The organism is Sporosarcina sp. P2, assembly GCF_002743255.1.
Taxonomy (GTDB): domain Bacteria; phylum Bacillota; class Bacilli; order Bacillales_A; family Planococcaceae; genus Sporosarcina.
This window is the reverse complement of sequence record NZ_PDYY01000001.1, coordinates 162,623-183,338: the sequence shown is the minus strand read 5'-3', so window position 1 is coordinate 183,338 and position 20,716 is coordinate 162,623. Positions and strand designations below refer to the sequence as shown.

The 20,716-nt window shown below is 39.1% G+C and carries 21 protein-coding genes, 1 tRNA gene and 1 pseudogene; all 23 read right to left on the bottom strand.

Annotation, left to right across the window (positions count from 1 at the left end; genetic code table 11):
- Positions 1–402 precede the first annotated feature (402 nt).
- Positions 403–1,986, bottom strand: coding sequence for a long-chain-fatty-acid--CoA ligase (locus CSV67_RS00865; protein WP_099629743.1), 1,584 nt, complete (start codon positions 1,984–1,986; stop codon positions 403–405).
- A 125-nt stretch (positions 1,987–2,111) separates the two neighbouring features.
- Complete coding sequence (locus CSV67_RS00860; RefSeq protein ID WP_158232852.1) at positions 2,112–2,564, bottom strand: MaoC/PaaZ C-terminal domain-containing protein; 453 nt, start codon at positions 2,562–2,564, stop codon at positions 2,112–2,114.
- 25 nt (positions 2,565–2,589) lie between these two features.
- A complete protein-coding gene (locus CSV67_RS00855) occupies positions 2,590–4,665 on the bottom strand; it encodes a sigma-54-dependent Fis family transcriptional regulator (RefSeq protein WP_099629741.1) in 2,076 nt (691 codons plus the stop codon).
- Between the two features lie 162 nt (positions 4,666–4,827).
- The gene (locus CSV67_RS00850; RefSeq protein ID WP_099629740.1) at positions 4,828–6,006 is read right to left on the bottom strand and encodes a lipid-transfer protein; all 1,179 of its coding nucleotides are present in this window, start codon (positions 6,004–6,006) and stop codon (positions 4,828–4,830) included.
- Between the two features lie 65 nt (positions 6,007–6,071).
- On the bottom strand, positions 6,072–7,238 hold the full coding sequence (locus tag CSV67_RS00845) for a CaiB/BaiF CoA transferase family protein (protein ID WP_199173109.1): 1,167 nt from the start codon (positions 7,236–7,238) through the stop codon (positions 6,072–6,074).
- A 378-nt stretch (positions 7,239–7,616) separates the two neighbouring features.
- Positions 7,617–8,328: pseudogene (locus CSV67_RS16505) on the bottom strand (HAD-IC family P-type ATPase); the annotation flags it as partial.
- Between the two features lie 779 nt (positions 8,329–9,107).
- Positions 9,108–9,314, bottom strand: coding sequence for a hypothetical protein (locus CSV67_RS16595; RefSeq protein WP_099629737.1), 207 nt, complete (start codon positions 9,312–9,314; stop codon positions 9,108–9,110).
- A gap of 37 nt (positions 9,315–9,351) precedes the next feature.
- Entirely contained in the window at positions 9,352–10,224 is an 873-nt protein-coding gene (locus CSV67_RS00825; RefSeq protein ID WP_233192513.1) for a sensor histidine kinase, read from the bottom strand.
- 199 nt (positions 10,225–10,423) lie between these two features.
- Positions 10,424–11,110 carry a response regulator transcription factor gene (locus CSV67_RS00820; protein WP_099629736.1) on the bottom strand — a complete coding sequence of 229 codons (687 nt, stop codon included), beginning with the start codon at positions 11,108–11,110 and terminating at the stop codon, positions 10,424–10,426.
- A gap of 39 nt (positions 11,111–11,149) precedes the next feature.
- Positions 11,150–11,722 carry a TlpA disulfide reductase family protein gene (locus tag CSV67_RS00815; protein WP_099629735.1) on the bottom strand — a complete coding sequence of 191 codons (573 nt, stop codon included), beginning with the start codon at positions 11,720–11,722 and terminating at the stop codon, positions 11,150–11,152.
- Positions 11,723–11,740: 18 nt separating this feature from the next.
- Positions 11,741–12,499, bottom strand: a complete 759-nt coding sequence (locus tag CSV67_RS00810) for a cytochrome c biogenesis CcdA family protein (protein WP_099629734.1) — start codon at positions 12,497–12,499, stop codon at positions 11,741–11,743.
- The gene (locus tag CSV67_RS00805) at positions 12,486–13,145 is read right to left on the bottom strand and encodes a hypothetical protein (RefSeq protein WP_099629733.1); all 660 of its coding nucleotides are present in this window, start codon (positions 13,143–13,145) and stop codon (positions 12,486–12,488) included. The genes CSV67_RS00810 and CSV67_RS00805 overlap by 14 nt, the downstream gene beginning before the upstream one ends.
- Before the next feature lie 274 nt (positions 13,146–13,419).
- The gene (locus CSV67_RS00800; RefSeq protein ID WP_099629732.1) at positions 13,420–14,847 is read right to left on the bottom strand and encodes a bifunctional metallophosphatase/5'-nucleotidase; all 1,428 of its coding nucleotides are present in this window, start codon (positions 14,845–14,847) and stop codon (positions 13,420–13,422) included.
- Positions 14,848–14,995: 148 nt separating this feature from the next.
- Entirely contained in the window at positions 14,996–15,238 is a 243-nt protein-coding gene (locus CSV67_RS00795) for a hypothetical protein (RefSeq protein ID WP_199173100.1), read from the bottom strand.
- A gap of 168 nt (positions 15,239–15,406) precedes the next feature.
- Positions 15,407–15,480 (bottom strand) — tRNA-Arg (locus CSV67_RS00790).
- Positions 15,481–15,553: 73 nt separating this feature from the next.
- Positions 15,554–16,045 carry a metallophosphoesterase gene (locus tag CSV67_RS00785; protein WP_099629731.1) on the bottom strand — a complete coding sequence of 164 codons (492 nt, stop codon included), beginning with the start codon at positions 16,043–16,045 and terminating at the stop codon, positions 15,554–15,556.
- Positions 16,042–16,656, bottom strand: coding sequence for an XTP/dITP diphosphatase (locus CSV67_RS00780; protein WP_099629730.1), 615 nt, complete (start codon positions 16,654–16,656; stop codon positions 16,042–16,044). Before CSV67_RS00780 ends, CSV67_RS00785 begins: the two co-directional genes overlap by 4 nt.
- Entirely contained in the window at positions 16,653–17,411 is a 759-nt protein-coding gene (gene rph, locus CSV67_RS00775) for a ribonuclease PH (RefSeq protein ID WP_099629729.1), read from the bottom strand. The genes CSV67_RS00780 and rph overlap by 4 nt, the downstream gene beginning before the upstream one ends.
- A 129-nt stretch (positions 17,412–17,540) precedes the next feature.
- Positions 17,541–18,329 (bottom strand): glutamate racemase, encoded by a 789-nt coding sequence (gene racE / locus CSV67_RS00770; RefSeq protein WP_099629728.1) that lies wholly within the window; start codon positions 18,327–18,329, stop codon positions 17,541–17,543.
- 9 nt (positions 18,330–18,338) lie between these two features.
- The gene (locus CSV67_RS00765) at positions 18,339–18,746 is read right to left on the bottom strand and encodes a MarR family winged helix-turn-helix transcriptional regulator (RefSeq protein ID WP_099630006.1); all 408 of its coding nucleotides are present in this window, start codon (positions 18,744–18,746) and stop codon (positions 18,339–18,341) included.
- Between the two features lie 192 nt (positions 18,747–18,938).
- Positions 18,939–19,151 (bottom strand): helix-turn-helix domain-containing protein, encoded by a 213-nt coding sequence (locus tag CSV67_RS00760; protein WP_085428963.1) that lies wholly within the window; start codon positions 19,149–19,151, stop codon positions 18,939–18,941.
- A gap of 75 nt (positions 19,152–19,226) precedes the next feature.
- A complete protein-coding gene (locus CSV67_RS00755; RefSeq protein ID WP_099629727.1) occupies positions 19,227–19,676 on the bottom strand; it encodes an acyl-CoA thioesterase in 450 nt (149 codons plus the stop codon).
- A 250-nt stretch (positions 19,677–19,926) separates the two neighbouring features.
- Positions 19,927–20,712 (bottom strand): succinate dehydrogenase iron-sulfur subunit, encoded by a 786-nt coding sequence (sdhB, locus tag CSV67_RS00750; RefSeq protein WP_085131141.1) that lies wholly within the window; start codon positions 20,710–20,712, stop codon positions 19,927–19,929.
- Positions 20,713–20,716 lie beyond the last annotated feature (4 nt).

Genomic DNA, 20,716 nt, shown 5'->3' with positions numbered 1-20,716 from the left:
AATATTCGTGCCATAAAAAACACTATTGATAGAATCGATCAAAATAAAGGCTAGAAACTATTGATTACTAGCAGCTAGTCCAAAATCATATTTTATTACCACCTAATTGTTTTATGTATTTTCAGATATTTCTTTTTCAATATTTATAAAATGCGTTTGAATTTCGTGCAATATGAAAAGACAGTGTTTGAATTTCATACAATATGATTGATTAGGTATCAGCTGATTAATAAAGTCGCTCACTTACATATGAATATTACATTTACACATAAGTTTTTACGCAAAAAAACACCTACCAACAATCACTTATGTTGGAGGCGCTACTTAGCCGTGCGGGAAGATAGGATGCTCCCGCTTCATATATGTTTTTTGCCACTGTAAATGCCCTTTACGTTGCCAAAATTAGTTGACAAGTTTCCTAGAACCCTTCCAGAATTGGTCACGCAATGTTCGTTTCAAAATCTTACCCGCACCACTCTTCGGCAGTTCATCTAACAAAACAACTGTTTTCGGAACTTTATAAGTTGCCAAATGTTGTTTGGCAAATGAAATAATATCTTCTTCTGTAACTAAATCAGGCGTTTTTAAGACGACACAAGCTTTTACAGTTTCCCCCCAACGTTCATCTGGAATACCGAACACTGCGCACTCTAATATAGCCGGATGGCTCGATAGCACTTCTTCTACTTCAATCGAATACACGTTTTCGCCACCTGTAATAATCATGTCTTTTGCCCGATCCACAATATAATAATATTCGTCTTCATCCTTGTAACCGAGATCCCCCGTATAATACCAACCGGCTCGTATCGCATGTGCTGTTTCTTCTGGTAAATCCCAATACCCTTTCATAATATTCGCACCTCTTGCGATAAGCTCTCCGACTTGATGATTTGGGACTTCATTTCCCTCGGGATTCACTACTTTTATTTCGACGCCTTGCACCGCTTGCCCACAGGAAGTGAGTCGTTTCTCTTCTTTCTCTGTACCGCCTATAATATGATCCTTTTCTTTCAATATCGTGAGAACTGGAGCTGTTTCCGTCATTCCAAATGCTTGGTTAAATTTTACGTGTGGCATCATGGTTTGTGACTTTTTTAGCAAAGCAATCGACATCGGAGACGCGCCATAAGTCAATCTTCGAAGTGAGCTAAGATTGTAGTTTTGAAATTCAGGATCATGAAAAAGAAAATTTAGCATCGTTGGCACAAGCGTACAAACAGTTACTTTTGCATCTTGAATCGCTTGAAGTACGCCTTGTGGTGTAAACATACGAATGATTGCATGCGTTGCCCCTAACATCGTAAATAGATTTGTTGAAGCTTGATCTGCTAAGTGGAACATAGGCGCAGCATGAAGATAAACATCATCTTCGGCACATTTTATATTAGCCAGCATATGGTAGGAATTGACCGTTAAATTTTTATGCGTAAGCATAACTCCTTTAGGTCGTCCCGTCGTTCCACCTGTATAGAAAATACCAACAATGTCCTCGTCATCGACTCCTTCATACGCTAACTTTCCATCGGGCTGTGCATCGATTAACTTTTCATAGGATTCAATGTCATCAGACTCAATCGATTCCATCAGTTTGGCATCTTCAGCAAGAATGAAATGGCGAACTCCAGATACATTTCCTTTCAAATAAGGAACAACGGGTAGAAATTCTTTATGGATATATAAAATAGTTACACCCGCATTATTTAAGATAAATGCAAGTTCCTCGGGATTCGATCTAATATTAAGTGGTACTACAATTGCGCCAAGTGCAGTTACCCCATACATTAACTCGATATAGCGAAAATCATTCAGCATCAACATGCCTACACGATCTCCTTTTTTTATACCCTTCCCTTGAAGTGATTGTTTAAGTTTTGCCGTTCGATTAATCAATTCACGGTAGGAAAATTTATGTTTACCGTCAATAATAGCTAACTTTTCTGGATACGTCCTGGCCGCATATAGTAAACTTTTAGTGAATATCATCTTTACACCCTCCTCATATTTGAATACATTTTTTAAAAATATTCCTTGCTAGCACCGACCGGCTTAGCAACATTTTTAAATTCTTCAAGTAATGTAGATAGAGAAATTGATTGCTAGACTGTTATTTAGGCATGCAATAAAGATTGATCACGCTCATGTAAACCTGTTAAACGAAAGGTCAGGACTACTTTTCCACGTTGATTTTTAATCTTATACAAAAATGAAACAAATCCTCTATCATTTTTTGGGCTGTGAGGGGTACATTCGACGACTTCAATATGTGCTGTCAACATATCAGAAGGATAAACCGGTTGTAAAAATCGAACATCATCACACCCAACACCACAAATGAAATTCTCCGTCATGCTCCGTAATTTAATGCCCAATTTTGTAGCAATACCTAATGTAAGAAGACCTGATGCAATAATTCCTTTAAAAGGGCCATTTTTTTCCTTCTGCTCATTCATATGGTTATCCTGTGGATCATAGCGAGACGCGAAAGCTATAATTTCTTCTTTTGATACTAAATAGGAATCTGTCGTGTACACATACCCGACTGTAAACTCATCGAAATACATACTTTCATCCCCTCCTCCGAAAAGATTAAGAACCATCAAGTTGATACTTTTTTATTCGATTATAAAGGACGGATCGACTCATACCTAAAAGGATTGCAGCTTGTGATTTATTACCGTTTGTTTTTTCTAGCGCCTCTACAATCGTTTTTCTTTCGGCCGTTTCTAATAACGATATTTTTGTTTCTTCATGTTCAATTCCTGCTGGCATCCCGACTTTATTCACAACATATTGTGGTAAGTCCTCGAGTTCAATTTTTCCATGGTCTGCAAAAATCGTTGCTCGTTCTAGTACATTGCGAAGTTCACGAACATTTCCAGGCCAATCATAATCCATCATCACTTGTTCAGCCAACGGATCAATGCCAGTAATGCTGACCCCATTTAAACGATTTAAATCTTTGATAAACGATTTACTTAGCAATAAAACATCATTTTTCCGTTGTCTCAATGGAGGAATCTCAAATGAAATAACATTTAAACGATAAAATAAATCCTCTCGAAATTCACCACTTGCCACCATTTCTTCAAGAGGACGATTTGTTGCCGCGATTATTCTTACATCTACTTGAATCTGCTCCACTCCACCTACTCGGTAAAATTCTTTATCTTGTAGGACTCGAAGCATCTTTGTTTGGAGTTGCAATGACATATCACCCACTTCATCCAGAAACAAAGTACCGCCGTTTGCTAGCTCGAACTTCCCCTTTTGCCCTTTTTGTTTCGCCCCAGTAAAAGCACCTTCTTCATATCCAAAAAATTCAGACTCCAGTAGATGTTCTGGAATGGCAGCACAATTCACAATGACAAATGGCTTGTCTTTTCTTGCGCTGCTACTATGAACAGAATGAGCAAACAGTTCTTTTCCTGTCCCGCTATCTCCGCGGATAAGGACTGTAGACGTTCCTTTCGCCATTTTAAAAATGGAGCGAATGATTTTTTCCATCTGCTCGTCCTGTGTAATAATTTGGTCAACCGTAAACTTTGTTGTTTCTCGTTGTTTTGTTGCTACTTTCTGCTTACTCATTTCACTTTTCTCAAATCGCTTAAACACTTCTTCCATTTCATTTAATCCACGAAATGAAATCTTTCCAATGACACCAATCATCTCGTCATCCTGGTAAACTGGAATGCGATGCACTGTATAACGAATCCCATTTATCTCCATCATGTCGCTAAATTCAGAGATACCTGATTTTATTGCCTTTGATAATTCCAATTGAGGAAAGATATCATTCACTGACCGATGGAGTATTTGTTCCTCTTCCAATTCAAATAGTTCTTGCAAAGACGGGCTAATAAACGTTATCAATTCAAATTCATCAATCATAATGAGCCCATCGTAGGTGTTATTAATAACAGTTTGCATAATACTTTTCAATTTCAATACAGTCTGTAACTCCTGAGCCATTTTCTCTACATCCGTAATGTCTTGAAAAAGAATAATATGCCCCGTTTCATCTTGAGACATCTCGTGTACAGAAATACGGGCTAACGTGTTAAATTCTCCAATGCGTAGCCGATAATGCTTGGATTGGAGCATGCTTTCCAATTGAATTTTGGAAATGACTGTCGTAATGTCCGTGTGAAGTAGTTCGGATTCTTTATAATTACTCATCAGACAAAACTTAGGGTTGCTATAAATAATTCGATGATGTCGATCGATAACGAGTGCACCTAACCCTGAAATATCCAGGATTTCCTCCTGTCGCTTTTGAAGCGATTTAGTTGTTTCCAGCAATGAAAAGATAATGTCAGTTTTAGTGACCTGACCAACTACTTTTCCTTCTTCATCGACAACAATTGCCATACCTACCTTCGAATTTTGAAGCTTATTTTGCATTAGTTCGTTACTCGAGTCATAAAGGAACGTAATTACGTCTTTTTTCATCAAAGTACGAACCATTGTATCCATTGGTTTTCCTTCAAGCAGTGCATCATAGAGGCTAGTTCTCGTAAACACACCGACAACTTGATCGGAGTCATTAATAACAGGAATCGTGTTCCACTGCGCTTGCTTCATTGATTCTATTGCTTGTTGGAGTGTACTTTCTGGTAAAAGATAGTGCCTTACTGGGGTTATCAGATTCTGCAATTCGAACATGATTTTCGGCTCCTTCTACTCTACTATTGAAGTGCTATTTTCTATTCATAAAAAATAACTTACTTCTATTATAGCAAAGGAAACCTGAGTTAACTTTTTCTTGTGAATATTTAGATAGAAAATGAATGCCTACCAATACATTTCGAGTGAAATTGCCATCCATTAGTTTAAGCGATACATCGTTGTGACACAGGCTCCTCCAAGACCGAGATTATGCTGGAGTGCAATTTTCGCACCTTCAACTTGACGCTGATTTGCTTGACCACGTAATTGCCATACAAGCTCTGTACATTGGGCAAGACCAGTTGCACCAAGGGGATGTCCTTTCGACATTAATCCGCCTGAAGGATTGATGACATACTTCCCGCCATACGTATTATCTCCATCATTGATAAACTGTTCTGCTTCCCCTTCACCGCAAAGTCCTAATCCTTCGTAAGTAACCACTTCATTGGGGGTAAAGCAATCATGAAGTTCAACAACATCCACGTCTTCAGGACCTATCCCCGCTTTTTCGTACACTTGTTGTGCGGCACATTTCGTCATTTCAGTTCCAATAAGGGTCATCGGATCATCGTAACTAACGTTTGTATCCGTAGTCATTGCCTGACCCAGGATCTCTACTGCGTTGGATATCCCATGCTTTTTAGCAAAACTGTCACTACATACAATGACTGCGGCGGCTCCACAAGTTGGTGGGCACGCCATCAAACGAGTGAGCGTTGGAAATAGCGTCGGCGCATTCATTACTTCCTCAACCGTTAATGTCTGATTGAACATTGAATACGGATTTTTCACAGCATGACTTCTGGATTTCACTGCTACTTTGGCAAAAATATTCGGATTGGCTCCGTACTTTTCCAAATATGCTTTTCCACCCGCTCCAAACATTTTCAAAGCAAGAGGAGCCTCCGGTAAGTCAGGATTCAATTCAATCAATCGCTCTACTGCCCACCCCATTGGGGGCGTGCGATCATTCCAGATACTTCCTAAAGCACCAGGTTTCATTTCTTCGAAGCCAACTGACAAAGCACAATCTACTTCACCGGATTCGACTGCCTGGCGAGCCATGTACAAAGCAGTGGAGCCCGATGAACAATTATTATTAACATTAATAATTGGAATTCCTGTCATCCCTACTTGGTATAATGCAGTTTGACCACAAGTACTGTCCCCAAAAACGTAACTTGCATATGCTTGTTCAATATCGTGATACTCAATTCCTGCATCTTCTAATGCACCTTGAACCGCTTTTGCTGCCATCATTTCATATGGATCACTCAACCCAGGCTTTTTAAATTTCACCATATTTACGCCAAGTACTTTCGCTTTCATCGTCATATTTCTCCCTTCTAGTTAGCTATCCATCTAGCATTGCACTACTCCAAATTGATATTTTCAGTCTTTTAGAAGACACCCTTTTCTTTCAATTCTGCAATTTGTTCCTCACTGTAACCCAATGCTTCAAATACATCGACTGTATCTTCCCCGAGCTTCCCACCCACGTGTTTATAGCTCGGACTTCCTTTTGAGAATTTAATCGGGTGAGCGATTTGCGATTGTGAAGTTCCATCAGACTTAGGTACTTCGATCACCATTTCCCTTGCCTTAATTTGTGGATGCCCACACGCTTCGCTAAACGGTAATACGGGTTCTACACACGCTTGAAATTCTTCGAAAATGGGTAACCATTCATCATAGGTTTTGCTTAGGAAAGCTTTTTTTAATCTCTCCGTAAACGAATGCATATCAGCAGGTGCTTGACTCATCGCAACCGAAAGTAACTCGGGGTGACCAATCGCCTCACATAGCTGCTTTCTAAATGCAGGCTCAACACTCCCAACTGAAAAATAGCGACCATCTTTTGTTTCGAAATAGTCATAATAACTTCCGCCATTCAGCATCATTCGTTCTGCCTTGGGTTCCACTCCATCAACAAGATAACCCGGTCCAAAAAGAGCATTGAGCGCAAATGCGGCATCCGTCATACTAACATCGATAGATTGCCCTTCTCCCGTCTGCGCTCGGTGCAATACAGCTGTCAATATTCCAATGACAGTATGTAGAGAGCCCCCAGCTACATCCGCAATTTGTACAGCTTGAGGGGTTGGACGCTCCCCTTTGCGTCGAGAGTAATCTGCCAATCCGGCAATCGATAAATAATTAATGTCATGTCCCGGACGATTACGATATGGACCCGTCTGACCAAACCCTGTAAGTGAACAATAGATTAGTTGTGGGTTCGCTTCTTTCAGTACTTCATAACCTAACCCTAGTCGCTCCATAACGCCGGGGCGAAATTGTTCTAACACAATGTCATATTCCTTCACCAAATTCTTGACGATTTCGATAGACTCCACTTTCTTTAAATCGAGTGCGATTGAACGTTTGGAACGATTTAGGAAACCATGTGCCGCAAAATTCTTTCCTCCAAATGTTCGAATTAAATCGGGCCTCGTTGGTGACTCTACCCGCAAGACTTCTGCCCCCAAGTCAGCGAGCATCATCGTCGCATAAGGTCCAGGTAGTAATCCTGAGAAATCTAATATCTTCAAATTACGTAACAAATCAATCACACCCCTTTTACTTTTTCTTTACACCTATTACATAATGCAATATTCATGCCATCAATCAAAATTATAGAAAAAAGGTCGATATTACTAGTAATTCTAGTAGCATCTACCCTTTTTCGTACATATACCAATACTTATCTTGTAAATATTTTAGCAAGCGCTGCTCAAAAGGTCGTACTTCACTTACATGGAAGCATTATGTGTATGTACTTCACACACTATTAGAAGACAGCGTCTTTATTTCGGACACTATTTATATGAATTTATGCAAATGAACATTTCTTTCTTCTTTTACTTCTTCAGAGTCCAAATCGTACCTATGTACTAAATAAAAGAGCCTCTGACAACCCATAAAGGAGTTGCCACAGGCTTTTCTCATTAATTTTTTAAATTTATTTTTTGGAGGCGCAATGCATTCAATACGAGCGATACCGAACTGAACGCCATTGCTGCACCGGCAACCTAAGGGGCTAATAGACCGATTGTCGCAATTGGAATTCCGACCGTGTTGTAGAAGAAAGCAAAAAACAAGTTTTGTTTAATATTGCACATCGTTTCACGGCTTATAAAATGGCATCTGCAACGCTATTTAAGTCTCCACTCATCAATGTAATATCTGCCACTTCAATAGCGATATCCATACCTGTTCCAACCGCCATCCAATGTTTGCCATTGCAAGGGCGGGTGCATCATTGATCCCGTCCCTGACCATAGCGAATTTCTTACCTTGGTCTTGTATTTTTTAATTTCATCGCTTTTTTGTTCTAGTACCACTTCCGGAATGACATAAGATAAACCGACTTGACGAACAATGGCCTCCGCAGTGCGTTAGTTATCACCTGTCAGCATAATCACTTCAAGACCCAAATCTTGCATTCTGGCAATCGCTTCTCTGGAAGTTTCTTTCACCATATCGGCTATTGCGACGACACCAGCAAGCTTTTGATCTACAGCAATTAGCATTGCTGATTTTTCCATCTCTTTCTAGACTTTCCATAGACGATACTGAATCCAAAATCGAAACCTTATGTTCGTTCATCGGTTTTCTCGTTCCAACTAACACTACTCTTCCACTGACAACCGCCTGAAGATTTAAGGGCCTCTCCAGTTCAATGAAACCTAGACAAAGCCAAATACATATATTCGCTGTGAATAATTTTTGCTTCAATACTAAAAAAAGACCGTAAACATTATATTTCAATGTTTACGGTCTTTTTTTATTTCTTATTCCATTAACATATTCTTGCCAACGTCCCAGGAGGACGTTTTTACGAGTCTTTAAACCCTAAAACACCTGCGTTTCTTCTATTCAATGTGTATAATATGTGTAAAGTCTTTTCTTGACGAGCATTGTTATAATGACTTACTTTTTTCGAATGACAGATTCAAATAAACAGTACTCCCATCGCTTATACTAACAGTGTATTTTGTAAGATCCTCTAGACAATTGATAATCTGCAACTTCTGAACAGTGAATGATTTCCATAAAATTCCTTCCGTTGATATCTAATTTGCTTTGAGAGCTACATAAATCTGCGATGGCTTCACCATATTCTTACTCTTTGGATCTTGGTATTCCATACCACACAAGTGCATAATATTAAACATTTGCGATTTAAAAACAAGTTCATGGTAAGAACCATCTTTGAAGTAGATATAATCAATTTCTTTATTCACTACTTTTTCAAAAAACTGAAAGTACTTGTAGTAACATTTCAATTGTTCTTTTATCATTCATCATATTTAGTTACCTATTTTTAATCAAAAAGAAGAGAGGAAAGTATGACTACTTCCACCCTTCTTCTTCAATATCATCTATTTTCTGAAAGTAAAGCTCTTTTAGCTTTTTTTGATCAACTTCTATGTTAATCATTTTTCTTCGCTCATCCATTCATTCAGCCATTCGAATTCGCCCCGTGACAAGCTCTGTTCTTCTGTTTCTCTTTCTATTATGTGGTGCCTATTTGCTTCTTCCCATTCTAAGTAGGATTTCCACTCGCGCATAACTCTTCCTGCCTTTTCTGTTTCCAATTGGTGTTTCGTTTTGGATGGAATTATTATCGCGATGTTCGCCACCTCTATTGATTTGTTCTATTCCTTCTATTTCACTTTATCATCTCGGTAAAACAATCCAAAATGTATTACTATTATCAGTCGTTTCAATTCCTATCTCGCCTTGATGATGGCGTTCTACGATTTCCTTTGAAATCGCAAGTCCTAATCCTGAACCACCAGTCAATCGGCTACGAGAAGAATCAAGTCGGTAGAACCGCATGAATACCTTTTCCCTTTCGTTAACTGGTATAGGATTACTGGGTCCTGTTATGGAAATACAATAACCTTTTCCTTGTTTTTTCCCTGTTACTAAAATTGGCCCGATTCCTTCATAATATCGCATAGCATTTTCCAGCAAGTTGCTGATGACTTGTTGTATACCTTCAATATTAATATATAGTTTACATGATTCAACTTCTACTTGTATCGGTATATTTTTCTGCATCAAAGCCCTATCAAACATTGCAACACATTGAGTTAATTGGCTTTCTATTTCATACATTTCTTTTTTTACAACCGATTGGGTGGATAAGTAATCCCATTCCTTTAATTGTTCAAGTTGCTCAATCATTTGTGATAATCGGTTTGATTCCTGATGAAGGGATGCAAACAGGACTTTATCGCCGACTATATCTCCATCCTTCAATGCTTGCAGATAACCATTTAAGTTTGACAAAGGAGTTCTTATTTCGTGGGATAGATCGGAGACTAGTTTTTTTCGTTGTTGTTCATTCGTTTGTAACTGTGCAATAAGCCCATTATATTGTGTAACCAATTGACCAATTTCATCTTGTTTATTAACTTGCACGGGTTCCGGGTAATCTCCGAGCTTCAGCTTTTCTGTAGATTGAATCAAGCTTCGGATTGGTTTGATTAAGCGTTTTATTAAATAAAAATGTAGTAAACTTCCCACAAAAGCAGCAGCAATCATGAATATCCATAAGTAATTTAGAAGTGTACTGTTAAATCGCTGTTGGGTCCTGCCATCTAGATCTCCCACTCCAGCTACCAGAGAACAGGCTGTATTATAGATAGCCCATCCACTGATGGCCGTCGCGGTCACTATAACTAAAATGTTTAAAAACGTTAAACGCCAAAGGAATCCAGAAGGGATTAATGTGGAAAAATAGTTATTTATTCGCGACAAATTTATACCCCATTCCCCTGATGGTTTGTACTCGTTTCGGTTCCGCTGGAAAATCTTCAATCTTTTCACGAAGCTTCTTTATATGCGCATCGATGGTTCGATCCATTACAGTATGCTCCTCATTTGGATAAATCATCGTAATGAGCTGTTCTCGTGACAAAACTATATTCGGATTTTGCATAAAGTAATGAAGAAGACTAAACTCATACTTCGTCAATTTAATGTCTTTACCGTAAAGCAAAACTTGACCTTTTTTCGGCATTATACATAGCCCTTCAGCTACAATCTTTTGACAAAAGTGACTTGTGCGGCGTAAAACTGCTTCTACTTGCGCGATAAGCTCGTTTGGGTCAAATGGTTTTGTCATATATGCATCTGCTCCTAAATTTAACCCTGAAATTTTATCGTCAATTCTTGCTTTAGCTGACAGCATAATAACTGATACATTATTTTGTTCTTGCTTAAGAATCCATTCATAAAATTCCTCGCCACTTATTTTGGGGAGCATTAAATCCAATATTAATAGGCATGGCTGATGTTCCAGAAAAACTGATTTCGCATCTTCTCCATCACTTGACTCCACAACTTCATAACCATTCTTCTTCAAATAAATCGCAATTAATTCCCGAATCATTTTATCATCTTCGACAACCATAATAGTTTGTTTCACACGAATCACCCCACTACTAGTTTACACGACAGAAGGAACCTATTGCATCATTTCAAATCCCTGGACCATAAAGTCATAATTCATGGCACCCATTACAACGGATTGGATACGACCATTTGAATCAATCATAAATGAGGTAGGATAAGCTACAATTTGATACTGATTTGATATAGCAGATTTTTCATCCAAAGGAATAGTCAAAGTCAACTTCAGTTCGTCGACAAAATTTTGAACGTTTTCTAGACTTGATTCCGTACCAAGTAAATTTACAGCTAAAATTTGTACATCCTTATCCCTCTTAAATTTTTCCATATCAGGCATTTCTGCACGGCATGGCGGACACCATGTTGCCCAGAAGTTTAGCATGACCCGTTTCCCTTTGTAATCAGACAACCTTACTGTCTCACCATCCAATGTCTTAAGTTCAAAATCTGGAGCTATTTGCCCTTTACGAATCCCCACTTCATTGGATTCAACGGATTCTTCTTTGATGTTAGCATCTTCATACTCAGATGTTTTTATATTGCCTCCCTCATCAGCTGAAAGTATGAACTCATATACAGCCCACCCAAGCATTCCCACTACAATAAAAATAATTATTGCCTTTTTCATTTCTTATTACCTCCATTTTTATCCTAACTTTTCAAACCATGTATCTTGCACTAATTTAAGAAGAAATTCGGTGATGCGTGGCATTTGACCAGTAAATAAAATCAAGCCCATAAGAATCATAATAATGGCTCCTGTTTTCATAATCACTTGACTATGGCGAACAATCCATTTGGTTGATCCGAGGAAGAAGGTCAGGATCAGAAATGGCAAGGCAAAACCAATGACATACATCACTGTATACAAAATACCTTGACCCGGGTTACTTGCCGCCAAAAATAAAATGGATCCGAAGATCGGGCCAATGCACGGTGTCCATCCAGCAGCAAATCCCATACCAACGAAAAAAGTTCCAAAATAGCCAACTGGCCTTTTTGAAGATTGGAAACGCTTTTCTTTCATTAAAGTTGGAATAGTGATCCAACCTCCAACAAAAAGCCCCATAAATATAATGAACACTCCGGCTAATCGCTGTATTAGTAATCCAGAATCACCTACTAATAACGTTTGAATCCATTGTCCTAAAAATGATGCCCCGACACCCAAACTAATAAAGACAAGTGAAACGCCTAACAAAAAGAACACAGAATGGCTTAATAGTTTACTACGTATTTTAACGTCATGATTTCCTTGCAGTTCTTTAACACTAATTCCGGTGATATACGATAAATACGCCGGAAAAATCGGTAACACACAAGGCGATAAAAAAGATAATGCACCTGCCCCTACTGCTAAAAACATTCCCACCACTAACATCGTATCTGCTTCAATTCCGCCCATTTACGACACCTTCTTCCTTTTTTAAAATGATTACTATCAAACAAATCACAAAAATTAAACCCAAAAACCACGGAGCCATTGTATAGCCGAATACCATCATAAACGGCATCACAAATGTCAATCCAAAAGTACCTAAAGTCCAACCAATTGCCATGATTATATTTAGCCTATAGATTGTTACACGTGCATGCATGACAACGAACGTAATAATCAACACGGCAAGTAAGCCAAGGTATCTAATTGAATATGTATTGTTATTCCATACAATTTGAATGAATTCATACAAAAATGACGTTATTAAAAACACATGTATAAAAGCATTTAGAAATGGAATGATATCAATCTTTTGTCGTTTGGATTTAATAGCAATTGCAAAAAAACTAAAGAGAACAGCAATATAAACCGCATTCGAATTACTTGGGTATGCTAAAATTGCCAATGGATCTTTTAAAAAGACAGAAAGATTTAATAGAATTTTACCAAGCCACATAAAAAGGACAAAATTCGTAATTTGCGATACTAATTCACCTATATAGATTTTCTTTTTCTTTTTTGATAAATCGCCTATAAAATAAAAAGAGAGAAATCCCACACACAAACTTATAAAGATAATAGCAATTGAAGTTTGTACACTTGCTGTTCCCATAAATGTTCACCTCCTGCTCATTAGCACGTAGATTCCATATTACTAAAGCTATATGAAGGTTTGATGAAAATCGAAATTTATTCGATATATTTTTCGGTATTAAATACTAAAAGATTTTTCCAATCCTGTTTCACTTTTTTCAACACACGGAATGAGTAGACGAAAAAATGGCCTATCGTATAAATTCACGAAAGGCCATTTTTTTGAATAACTATGATTCTTTCACTGGAGATTAGTTCTTCCCAATCTTTTCAACGAGTATTTAATGTTCGTCTCAGACGCTAAGAATGTCCATTCCTACCTTCACATCGTACGGTTTTTTTTCCTTAAGGTATGAGCAAATGAGATCAATGGCGTGAATGTCTTGATAAACCTTCTTTTTTTCATGCATTTTGAATAGTTGACCCCCGCCACCAACAATTTTATATACTTTTTTCAAGTCAATGTTTTCGCCTGCTATTTGCAAGCTCTGAATACGATTCCCTTTTGGATTATTCGGTTTGTAAGTCATCATTAAGTTGCTGGAACGCAAAATATAACCACCTTTTTGATCAAATGGCTCGGAAGAAAACACTTGTTCCAAATTATTTTCTAATGCCTCCAAAAGTGCTACTCCATCAAGCTCAAGTGTAAATAACTCTGGATTTGCTGGAATAATTGTATGTAAATCATACAAAGTAAGCGGACCAACGGCCATTGGAGGACCATATCGCCAACCGTGTGAAAAAGCAACATCACAATCAAATGAAGACAAATATGCATCCGTTATAAGCTTATCCATCGGCGCCTCTTCTAAAGTTGAACGATGTAAAATAACTTTTGTTTCTCCTACAATAGTGCTTCGTTCTGTTTCATATTGTGCTAAAATTGAGTTTACCATTTCCTGAACTTCTTCATCTTCTTCGAATGTCTCATCCACGGTTACTAACTCGTATTTCACTTCCGTTACTTTATCATCTTCAAATGTAATATCTAAACGGCCTAAAAATGATGCGCTTGAACCAGCCTGTACAATATAAGTATTATTAAGGATAATCGGTTTTATCACACGATCGTGGCTATGACCAGAAAGAACGATATCAATTCCATTTACCAAATTAACTAATTTGGCGTCGAGGGGAAGTCCCATATGACTCAGAAGCACAATGATATCGACTTCAGCCTTTAACTTCTCGACATAATCTTGTACTTCGTCAACACCAGTTGAAAAAATCATTCCTTTAGAAAAGCTTGGCGGCATCGTAATATCGACATAAGGATACGTTAGACCAATGACACCTACCTTCACCCCTTGCATTTCTTTTACGATGTACGGTTTCAATAAAGGCCTTCCTGTATCCTGATCCTTTAAATTACAGGCGATCGAAGGAAAAGAAAGATTATTCGTCAAACTTTGTAGCTGTTCTTTGCCATATGCGAAATCCCAATTACCCGGTACAAAACCGTCCAACGGCATTTTCTCGAGTAGAGGTATAATGGCATTTCCTCTACTTGCTAAAAGCGGCAATGTTCCATGAAACAAATCCCCGCCGTCAAAAAAGAGCACATTATTATTTTCTTTTTTTACATCTTTTACGTACTTGCAAATTCTCGAATATCCGCCAACTTTCTTTAAAATCGGACCTTTTGAATCCCAAAAAAGCTCTTCGTGTAATTCTAAACACCCATGTGTATCATTTTGTTGGATTAACGTGAACTTCATTTACTATCACCTCTCTATATATAAATACCCTATAGTCATCTACGTTAATCAATTCGGAAAACCTTCTCTGCACAAACCCTTAAATCATACTCACCTATAGCCGGGAATCTATTCATAGCGAAAGCTTAGTTAGTAGTAACCTTATTTGTTAATATGGCTCTTCTAAATAGGTAACCCCTGTACTCTTTGCAAAGTTATGCACGATCGTATCGTAATCCTTCAGAGTACGAGGGCGATAGCCGCTCACCTGCATTTGGTTCATAATAGTTCCTAAAGCTTCCGAAAAGGGCTTGTAGTGAGCGGTAGTCGCCTTCTCTCCTTGAATAGAAGCGGTAAGCTCTTTGGTTGTCAGTATAAAATCCACATCAAATAATCCGGTCTTTTTTGTCATAATAAAAAAATCCTCCATTCAGTTGAATTGGAAGATAATTTCATGTCTCATTATACGTAAAATGTTAGGGTACAAAAAAGGGATTCTGCACCAGTGACCGAAGCCCTGACCGAATCCCTAGTTTCTTACAAACCAAATTGCATCAATGGTTTGTGACTGATCTTATTACGTCCCAGGAGGGATTCGAACCCCCGACCGATGCCTTAGAAGGGCATTGCTCTATCCAGCTGAGCTACTGAGACAAACACCTGCAACCACAGGCACAAGAACTATTATATGCATAACCTAGACAAAAGTCAACACTATTTCTTAAAACTATTTATTTAAAATGATTTGGTCTAGTAAGTCGTGATTCATACTGTAAAAACTCACAGTATAAGCATCGGCTATTTCGATGACTGCGTAGGTAGCTTTCCTATCGCCACGTGGTTGCGTCGTGCTTCCCGGATTAACAAAAAGTACATCGTTGATCATTTCCGCCCCATACAAATGGGAATGTCCGAATAATACAATGGTGGCTTGCTGTTCAGCTGCTGCGTAGGAAAGAGTCAGCATAGAGCGCTTAACGTCATGTTCATGGCCGTGGACGACAAATACAGTCTCATCGTCCACTTTCTGAACAATGGACGCTGGGAATAGATCATCTCGATCACAGTTACCACGAACAATATAAATTCCATTGAGCATTGGATCTTTTGCCGATAATTCGCTGTCTCCACAATGGAATATTGCGTCCGCTTGCAATGATGTAATTTGCTTCACTGTATTTACGTCGCCATGTGAATCACTTAAAACAATTAGCTTCATTTTATCTCACCAATCCGCGTAATAAATTCCGGTAGCTGTTCTTTTAACTCAGCTAAAGCTGCCCCTCGATGAGAGATCGCACTTTTCTCTTCTGCAGATAATTCCGCCATTGTTTTTTCTTTACAAGGCACATAAAATATCGGATCATAGCCGAACCCATTCGTTCCTTGTCGTTGTTCTGTAATGACACCTTCACAGCTACCAGAATAGGTAGTTGTCTCGACACCTGGTCCTGCAATTGCCAGAACGCATCGAAAACGTGCCTGACGTGCTGTTTTAGGTACTCCTGAAAGTTTAGCTAGCAACTTATCGATATTCTCTTCATCGTCTGAAGGCTCGCCTGCATAGCGCGCAGAGTAAACACCCGGCTCGCCATCTAATGCATCAACCTCTAGCCCGCTGTCATCCGCAATTACTATTTTCCCCAGTAAATTTGCAACGGTCTCAGCTTTCAGTATGGCATTGTCAACGAAAGTGGTACCGGTTTCTTCTACATCAATTGATTCTTCGATATCTTGCAACGTCAGCACGGTAATACCTAAAGGACGAAAGAGAACTTCAAAGTCTTTCGCTTTTCCTTTATTATTCGTTGCGATTAACACTTCTTTCATTGTGCTTCGCCTGCCTGTTGTCCAATCTTATCTGCCAACTCGCCTAATACTTCTCTTTGAATGGTAATCAATTGTTCGATTCCCGATTCAGCTAATGTCAATAAATCATTCATTTCCGCACGAGAAAAAGTAGCTTCTTCGCCTGTCCCTTGGAGTTCAACGAATTGGCCTTGTCCCGTCATCACAACATTCATATCCACATCTGCCGAAGAATCTTCTACATAATCGAGATCTGTGATCAATTGACCGTCAGCCAATTTCCCCACACTTGTAGCTGCTAGGAAATCACGAACTGGAAAAACGGGCAGTTGCTTTTCGATTTGCAATTTATTCACAGCGATAACCAACGCAACGAACGCGCCTGTAATGGAAGACGTTCGCGTTCCACCGTCTGCTTGAATAACATCACAGTCAATCCAAATCGTACGTTCTCCAATAGCATCCAAATCAACGACTGCACGCAAAGCCCGTCCAATCAAACGCTGGATTTCCATTGTACGACCACCTACTTTACCGCGGGATGATTCACGGATTGTCCGTTGTCCTGTGGCGCGTGGCAACATGGAGTACTCAGCGGATATCCACCCTTTTCCACTATTACGCATAAACGGCGGTACTCGATCTTCAATCGTCGCTGTACAAATTACTTTAGTATTGCCTACTGAAATCAGTACGGAACCCTCTGGGTGTATCAAATAATCTTTCTCTATCGTTACTGTACGAATATCTTCTGTGGTTCTTCCATCGTGTCGCATATAATATCCTCCATTTTGGTTCATTTATTTGGTGTGACCTGCTCATCAAGTCTACAATCAATCCATCTTACCATATTCGCAGCAAAAAACCCGAAAACGAAGTACAGTTTTCGGGTACTGCCATATACTTCAAAAAGTCAACTTACGTACGTCTGGCTGAGGAATAGCAAGCCAATCTTCAACGATGGCTTGAAACTTTTCCAACGAGCCTGTTGTGTAAAATATGGGCTCTTTAGCTAAAACAGATTGTAATTGCTTAGCTTTAAGAATCCCTTCAACGTCAATCACAGTCTCCGCCGCTGAAGATATAACATTCTTTTGATTGGAGAAATGCGCTTCAATATGTTCTAGCAATAATGGATAATGCGTACAGCCAAGTATTACAGAATCAAACGAGTAGTTATGCAAAGGCTGTAATGTCTTATCAACTATATCCCTTGCCGCCTGTGCGCGATATTCTCCACTTTCAACGATTGGCACGAATTCCGGACACGCAAGTGAATAGACTTTCGCTTCCTTTTTTAGAGCTTGTATCGCCTGATCATATGCTTTACTGTTCACGGTGCCTTCTGTACCAAGCACGGCAATTTCACCTGTTTGCGACGCGTTGACAGCTGCTCTGGCCCCTGGCTTAATCACACCGACAATAGGAAAATCAAATTTCTTCCGTATGTCTTCTAGCGCTATGGCAGTCGCAGTGTTACACGCAATCACCAGCAATTTTATACCCATTTGCGCCAGACTGTTGACCATATCCATCGTAAATTGCAACACTTCTTCCGCAGGTCGAGGACCATACGGACAACGTGCATCATCGCCAATATAAATAATAGGTTCATTCGGTAAGTGGTGGCGTAACTCTCTTACAACTGTCAGTCCACCGACCCCCGAATCAATTACTCCAATAGGTGCATTCAATGTAATCCCTCAATCTCTTGTCATCTGTTCATGTAATGTAGCCAGCAATTCTGAAAACCGCTGAATTTCTTGCTCATTTGAATCGGCAAGAACGTCTTGTAAATACTCTTGTCTCTTCTGTATGACCTCTTCAATAATCCGTATCCCTTCAGGTAATAAATGGACACGAACAACCCGACGATCCTTTTCATCCCGCACTCGCTTCACTAGTTGACTATTTTCCATTCGGTCTACTAAATCCGTCGTGGTGCTGAAAGCTAGGAACATTCTATTGGATAGATCACCGATGGTCATATCACCATGTTCCAACAACCATTGAAGAGCGCTGAATTGAGGAGGTGTAATAGTAGAGTTCTTTAATATTTTCCGACCCTGTTCTTTAATGATGGACGCAATGTATCGCAAGTCTTTTTCCATCGTTACGATATCAGTTGGTACGTTTTTCTGTTCATTCAACAAAAAATCAGCTCCCTGAAATGAGTCCTATCTTTTCATTGTACCGTTTTCATTGATGAACGCAACATTTTTTCCTTCGGTTATAGGCTAGAGAAGAAGTAATTGACACCGATTGCACAAAATTAATCTACTATCGTAAGCAAGCTATCATTTTTAGTTTAGCTGTAATTCTCCCAATCGCAATAATTCAACGATAGCCTGTGCTCTGCCTGACACGCCCAATTTTTGAATCGTATTCGAAATATGATTTCGTACGGTTTTCTCACTAATGGTCAGCTGTCCAGCAATTTCTTTTGTTGTAAAATCGTCTACCAGCAAAGTGAAAATTTGTCGTTCCCGATTTGTTAATAAAGAACGGTTTTGCATTTCATCCAAGATGCGCCCCTCCTCTTTACGCTTTCCCCTTAGGATATGTAAGGATAGGGGCGGCTGTGTAGGCTTTTACGAGTTTTCGAGAAACATCTGTTTTTCTTCTTCTGTCCATGCAACAGGCATTCCATCACCTTTTCCAACTTGAACGATAGCACCTCTACCTGTGAAGACCATTTCATTGCGTTCATTCTTAGCCATATAATGCAAATCAACTGAACTCGTGCCCATGGAATTAGCCTTTACATAGATCTGTAGCTTTTCGTCAAAGTACACTTGCTTCGCAAAATCACATTGTAAATCCGCCACTATTGGAATAGTTTTGCCCTTTGGATCCACCCACTTGTCCATATGGTGTAGATGCTTCAAAAATTCAATTCTAGCATACTCAAAATATGCAAAGACTTTTGTGTTGTTCAAATGTCCATACATATCCGTCTCAGAAAAACGGACTGTAACTTCCGCATGAAAATGAAATCCCTCTATCCATTCCTCTAAATCATCAATATAACTCTCTCTCATTTACATGCACCCCTTCATAATGAATGATTATTCATTTCTTCAGTATATCAAAATATATATTTACGTCAAATAATATTTAGTATTTTCCTGACGGCGCAGATTCAATTTATGACTACTAAGGATTGAAGATAGGTGACGGACATTTTCCAAAGAAGAAATCTGAAGCTTTCTAACATAGTCTAGAAGCTCTAAACATCAAAAAAACTGTCCAGGAAGTCATAGACTTCTTGGACAGTTTCGTTTATGGAAATTAATCTACTTGGTGGTCACTTCCGAAGAAGTTTTTGAACATTTGGATCGTCGTTGCTCTACCAATTGCACCGATTGAAGTCGTCAATGGAATTCCTTTAGGGCAAGCAACTACACAGTTTTGTGAGTTACCGCACTCAGTGATTCCTCCGTCTCCCATAACAGTAGCCAAACGCTCATCTTTGTTCATTGCACCCGTCGGATGGGCATTGAATAGACGTACTTGTGACATTAATGCAGGACCCATGAAGTTCGTCTTGTCGTTTACGTTCGGACAAGCTTCTAGACATACCCCACAAGTCATACATTTAGACAATTCATATGCCCATTGACGCTTGCGCTCAGGCATACGAGGACCTTCACCAAGATCATACGTACCATCGATCGGAACCCATGCTTTAATACGTTTTAACGAATCGAACATGAATTCACGGTCAACAACTAAGTCACGAACGACTGGGAATGTACGCATAGGCTCAAGTTTAATAGGTTGTGTTAACTGATCAACCAGCGCAGTACATGACTGACGAGGGCGACCGTTTATAACCATTGAACATGCACCACAGACTTCTTCCAAACAGTTCATATCCCAGTTAATAGGCGTCGTTTTTTCACCTTTGGCATTTACTGGGTTACGTCTGATTTCCATTAGAGCCGAAATTACGTTCATATTCGGGCGATATGGAACTTCAAATCTTTCCACATATGGGCTTGAAGTAGCAGTATCTTGACGATGAATGTCAAACACGACAGTTTTTGTAGCAGTTGCTGTTTGTTGTTCGCTCACTTTT

Coding starts and splice junctions, on each gene's coding strand:
- CSV67_RS00865 (WP_099629743.1), bottom strand. CDS start 1,986: ATGATATTCACTAAAAGTTTACTATATGCGGCCAGGACGTATCCAGAA.
- CSV67_RS00860 (WP_158232852.1), bottom strand. CDS start 2,564: ATGTATTTCGATGAGTTTACAGTCGGGTATGTGTACACGACAGATTCC.
- CSV67_RS00855 (WP_099629741.1), bottom strand. CDS start 4,665: ATGTTCGAATTGCAGAATCTGATAACCCCAGTAAGGCACTATCTTTTA.
- CSV67_RS00850 (WP_099629740.1), bottom strand. CDS start 6,006: ATGACGATGAAAGCGAAAGTACTTGGCGTAAATATGGTGAAATTTAAA.
- CSV67_RS00825 (WP_233192513.1), bottom strand. CDS start 10,224: ATGATTGCTGCTGCTTTTGTGGGAAGTTTACTACATTTTTATTTAATA.
- CSV67_RS00815 (WP_099629735.1), bottom strand. CDS start 11,722: ATGAAAAAGGCAATAATTATTTTTATTGTAGTGGGAATGCTTGGGTGG.
- CSV67_RS00810 (WP_099629734.1), bottom strand. CDS start 12,499: ATGGGCGGAATTGAAGCAGATACGATGTTAGTGGTGGGAATGTTTTTA.
- CSV67_RS00805 (WP_099629733.1), bottom strand. CDS start 13,145: ATGGGAACAGCAAGTGTACAAACTTCAATTGCTATTATCTTTATAAGT.
- CSV67_RS00800 (WP_099629732.1), bottom strand. CDS start 14,847: ATGAAGTTCACGTTAATCCAACAAAATGATACACATGGGTGTTTAGAA.
- CSV67_RS00795 (WP_199173100.1), bottom strand. CDS start 15,238: ATGACAAAAAAGACCGGATTATTTGATGTGGATTTTATACTGACAACC.
- CSV67_RS00785 (WP_099629731.1), bottom strand. CDS start 16,045: ATGAAGCTAATTGTTTTAAGTGATTCACATGGCGACGTAAATACAGTG.
- CSV67_RS00780 (WP_099629730.1), bottom strand. CDS start 16,656: ATGAAAGAAGTGTTAATCGCAACGAATAATAAAGGAAAAGCGAAAGAC.
- rph (WP_099629729.1), bottom strand. CDS start 17,411: ATGCGACACGATGGAAGAACCACAGAAGATATTCGTACAGTAACGATA.
- CSV67_RS00765 (WP_099630006.1), bottom strand. CDS start 18,746: ATGGAAAAAGACTTGCGATACATTGCGTCCATCATTAAAGAACAGGGT.
- CSV67_RS00760 (WP_085428963.1), bottom strand. CDS start 19,151: ATGCAAAACCGTTCTTTATTAACAAATCGGGAACGACAAATTTTCACT.
- CSV67_RS00755 (WP_099629727.1), bottom strand. CDS start 19,676: ATGAGAGAGAGTTATATTGATGATTTAGAGGAATGGATAGAGGGATTT.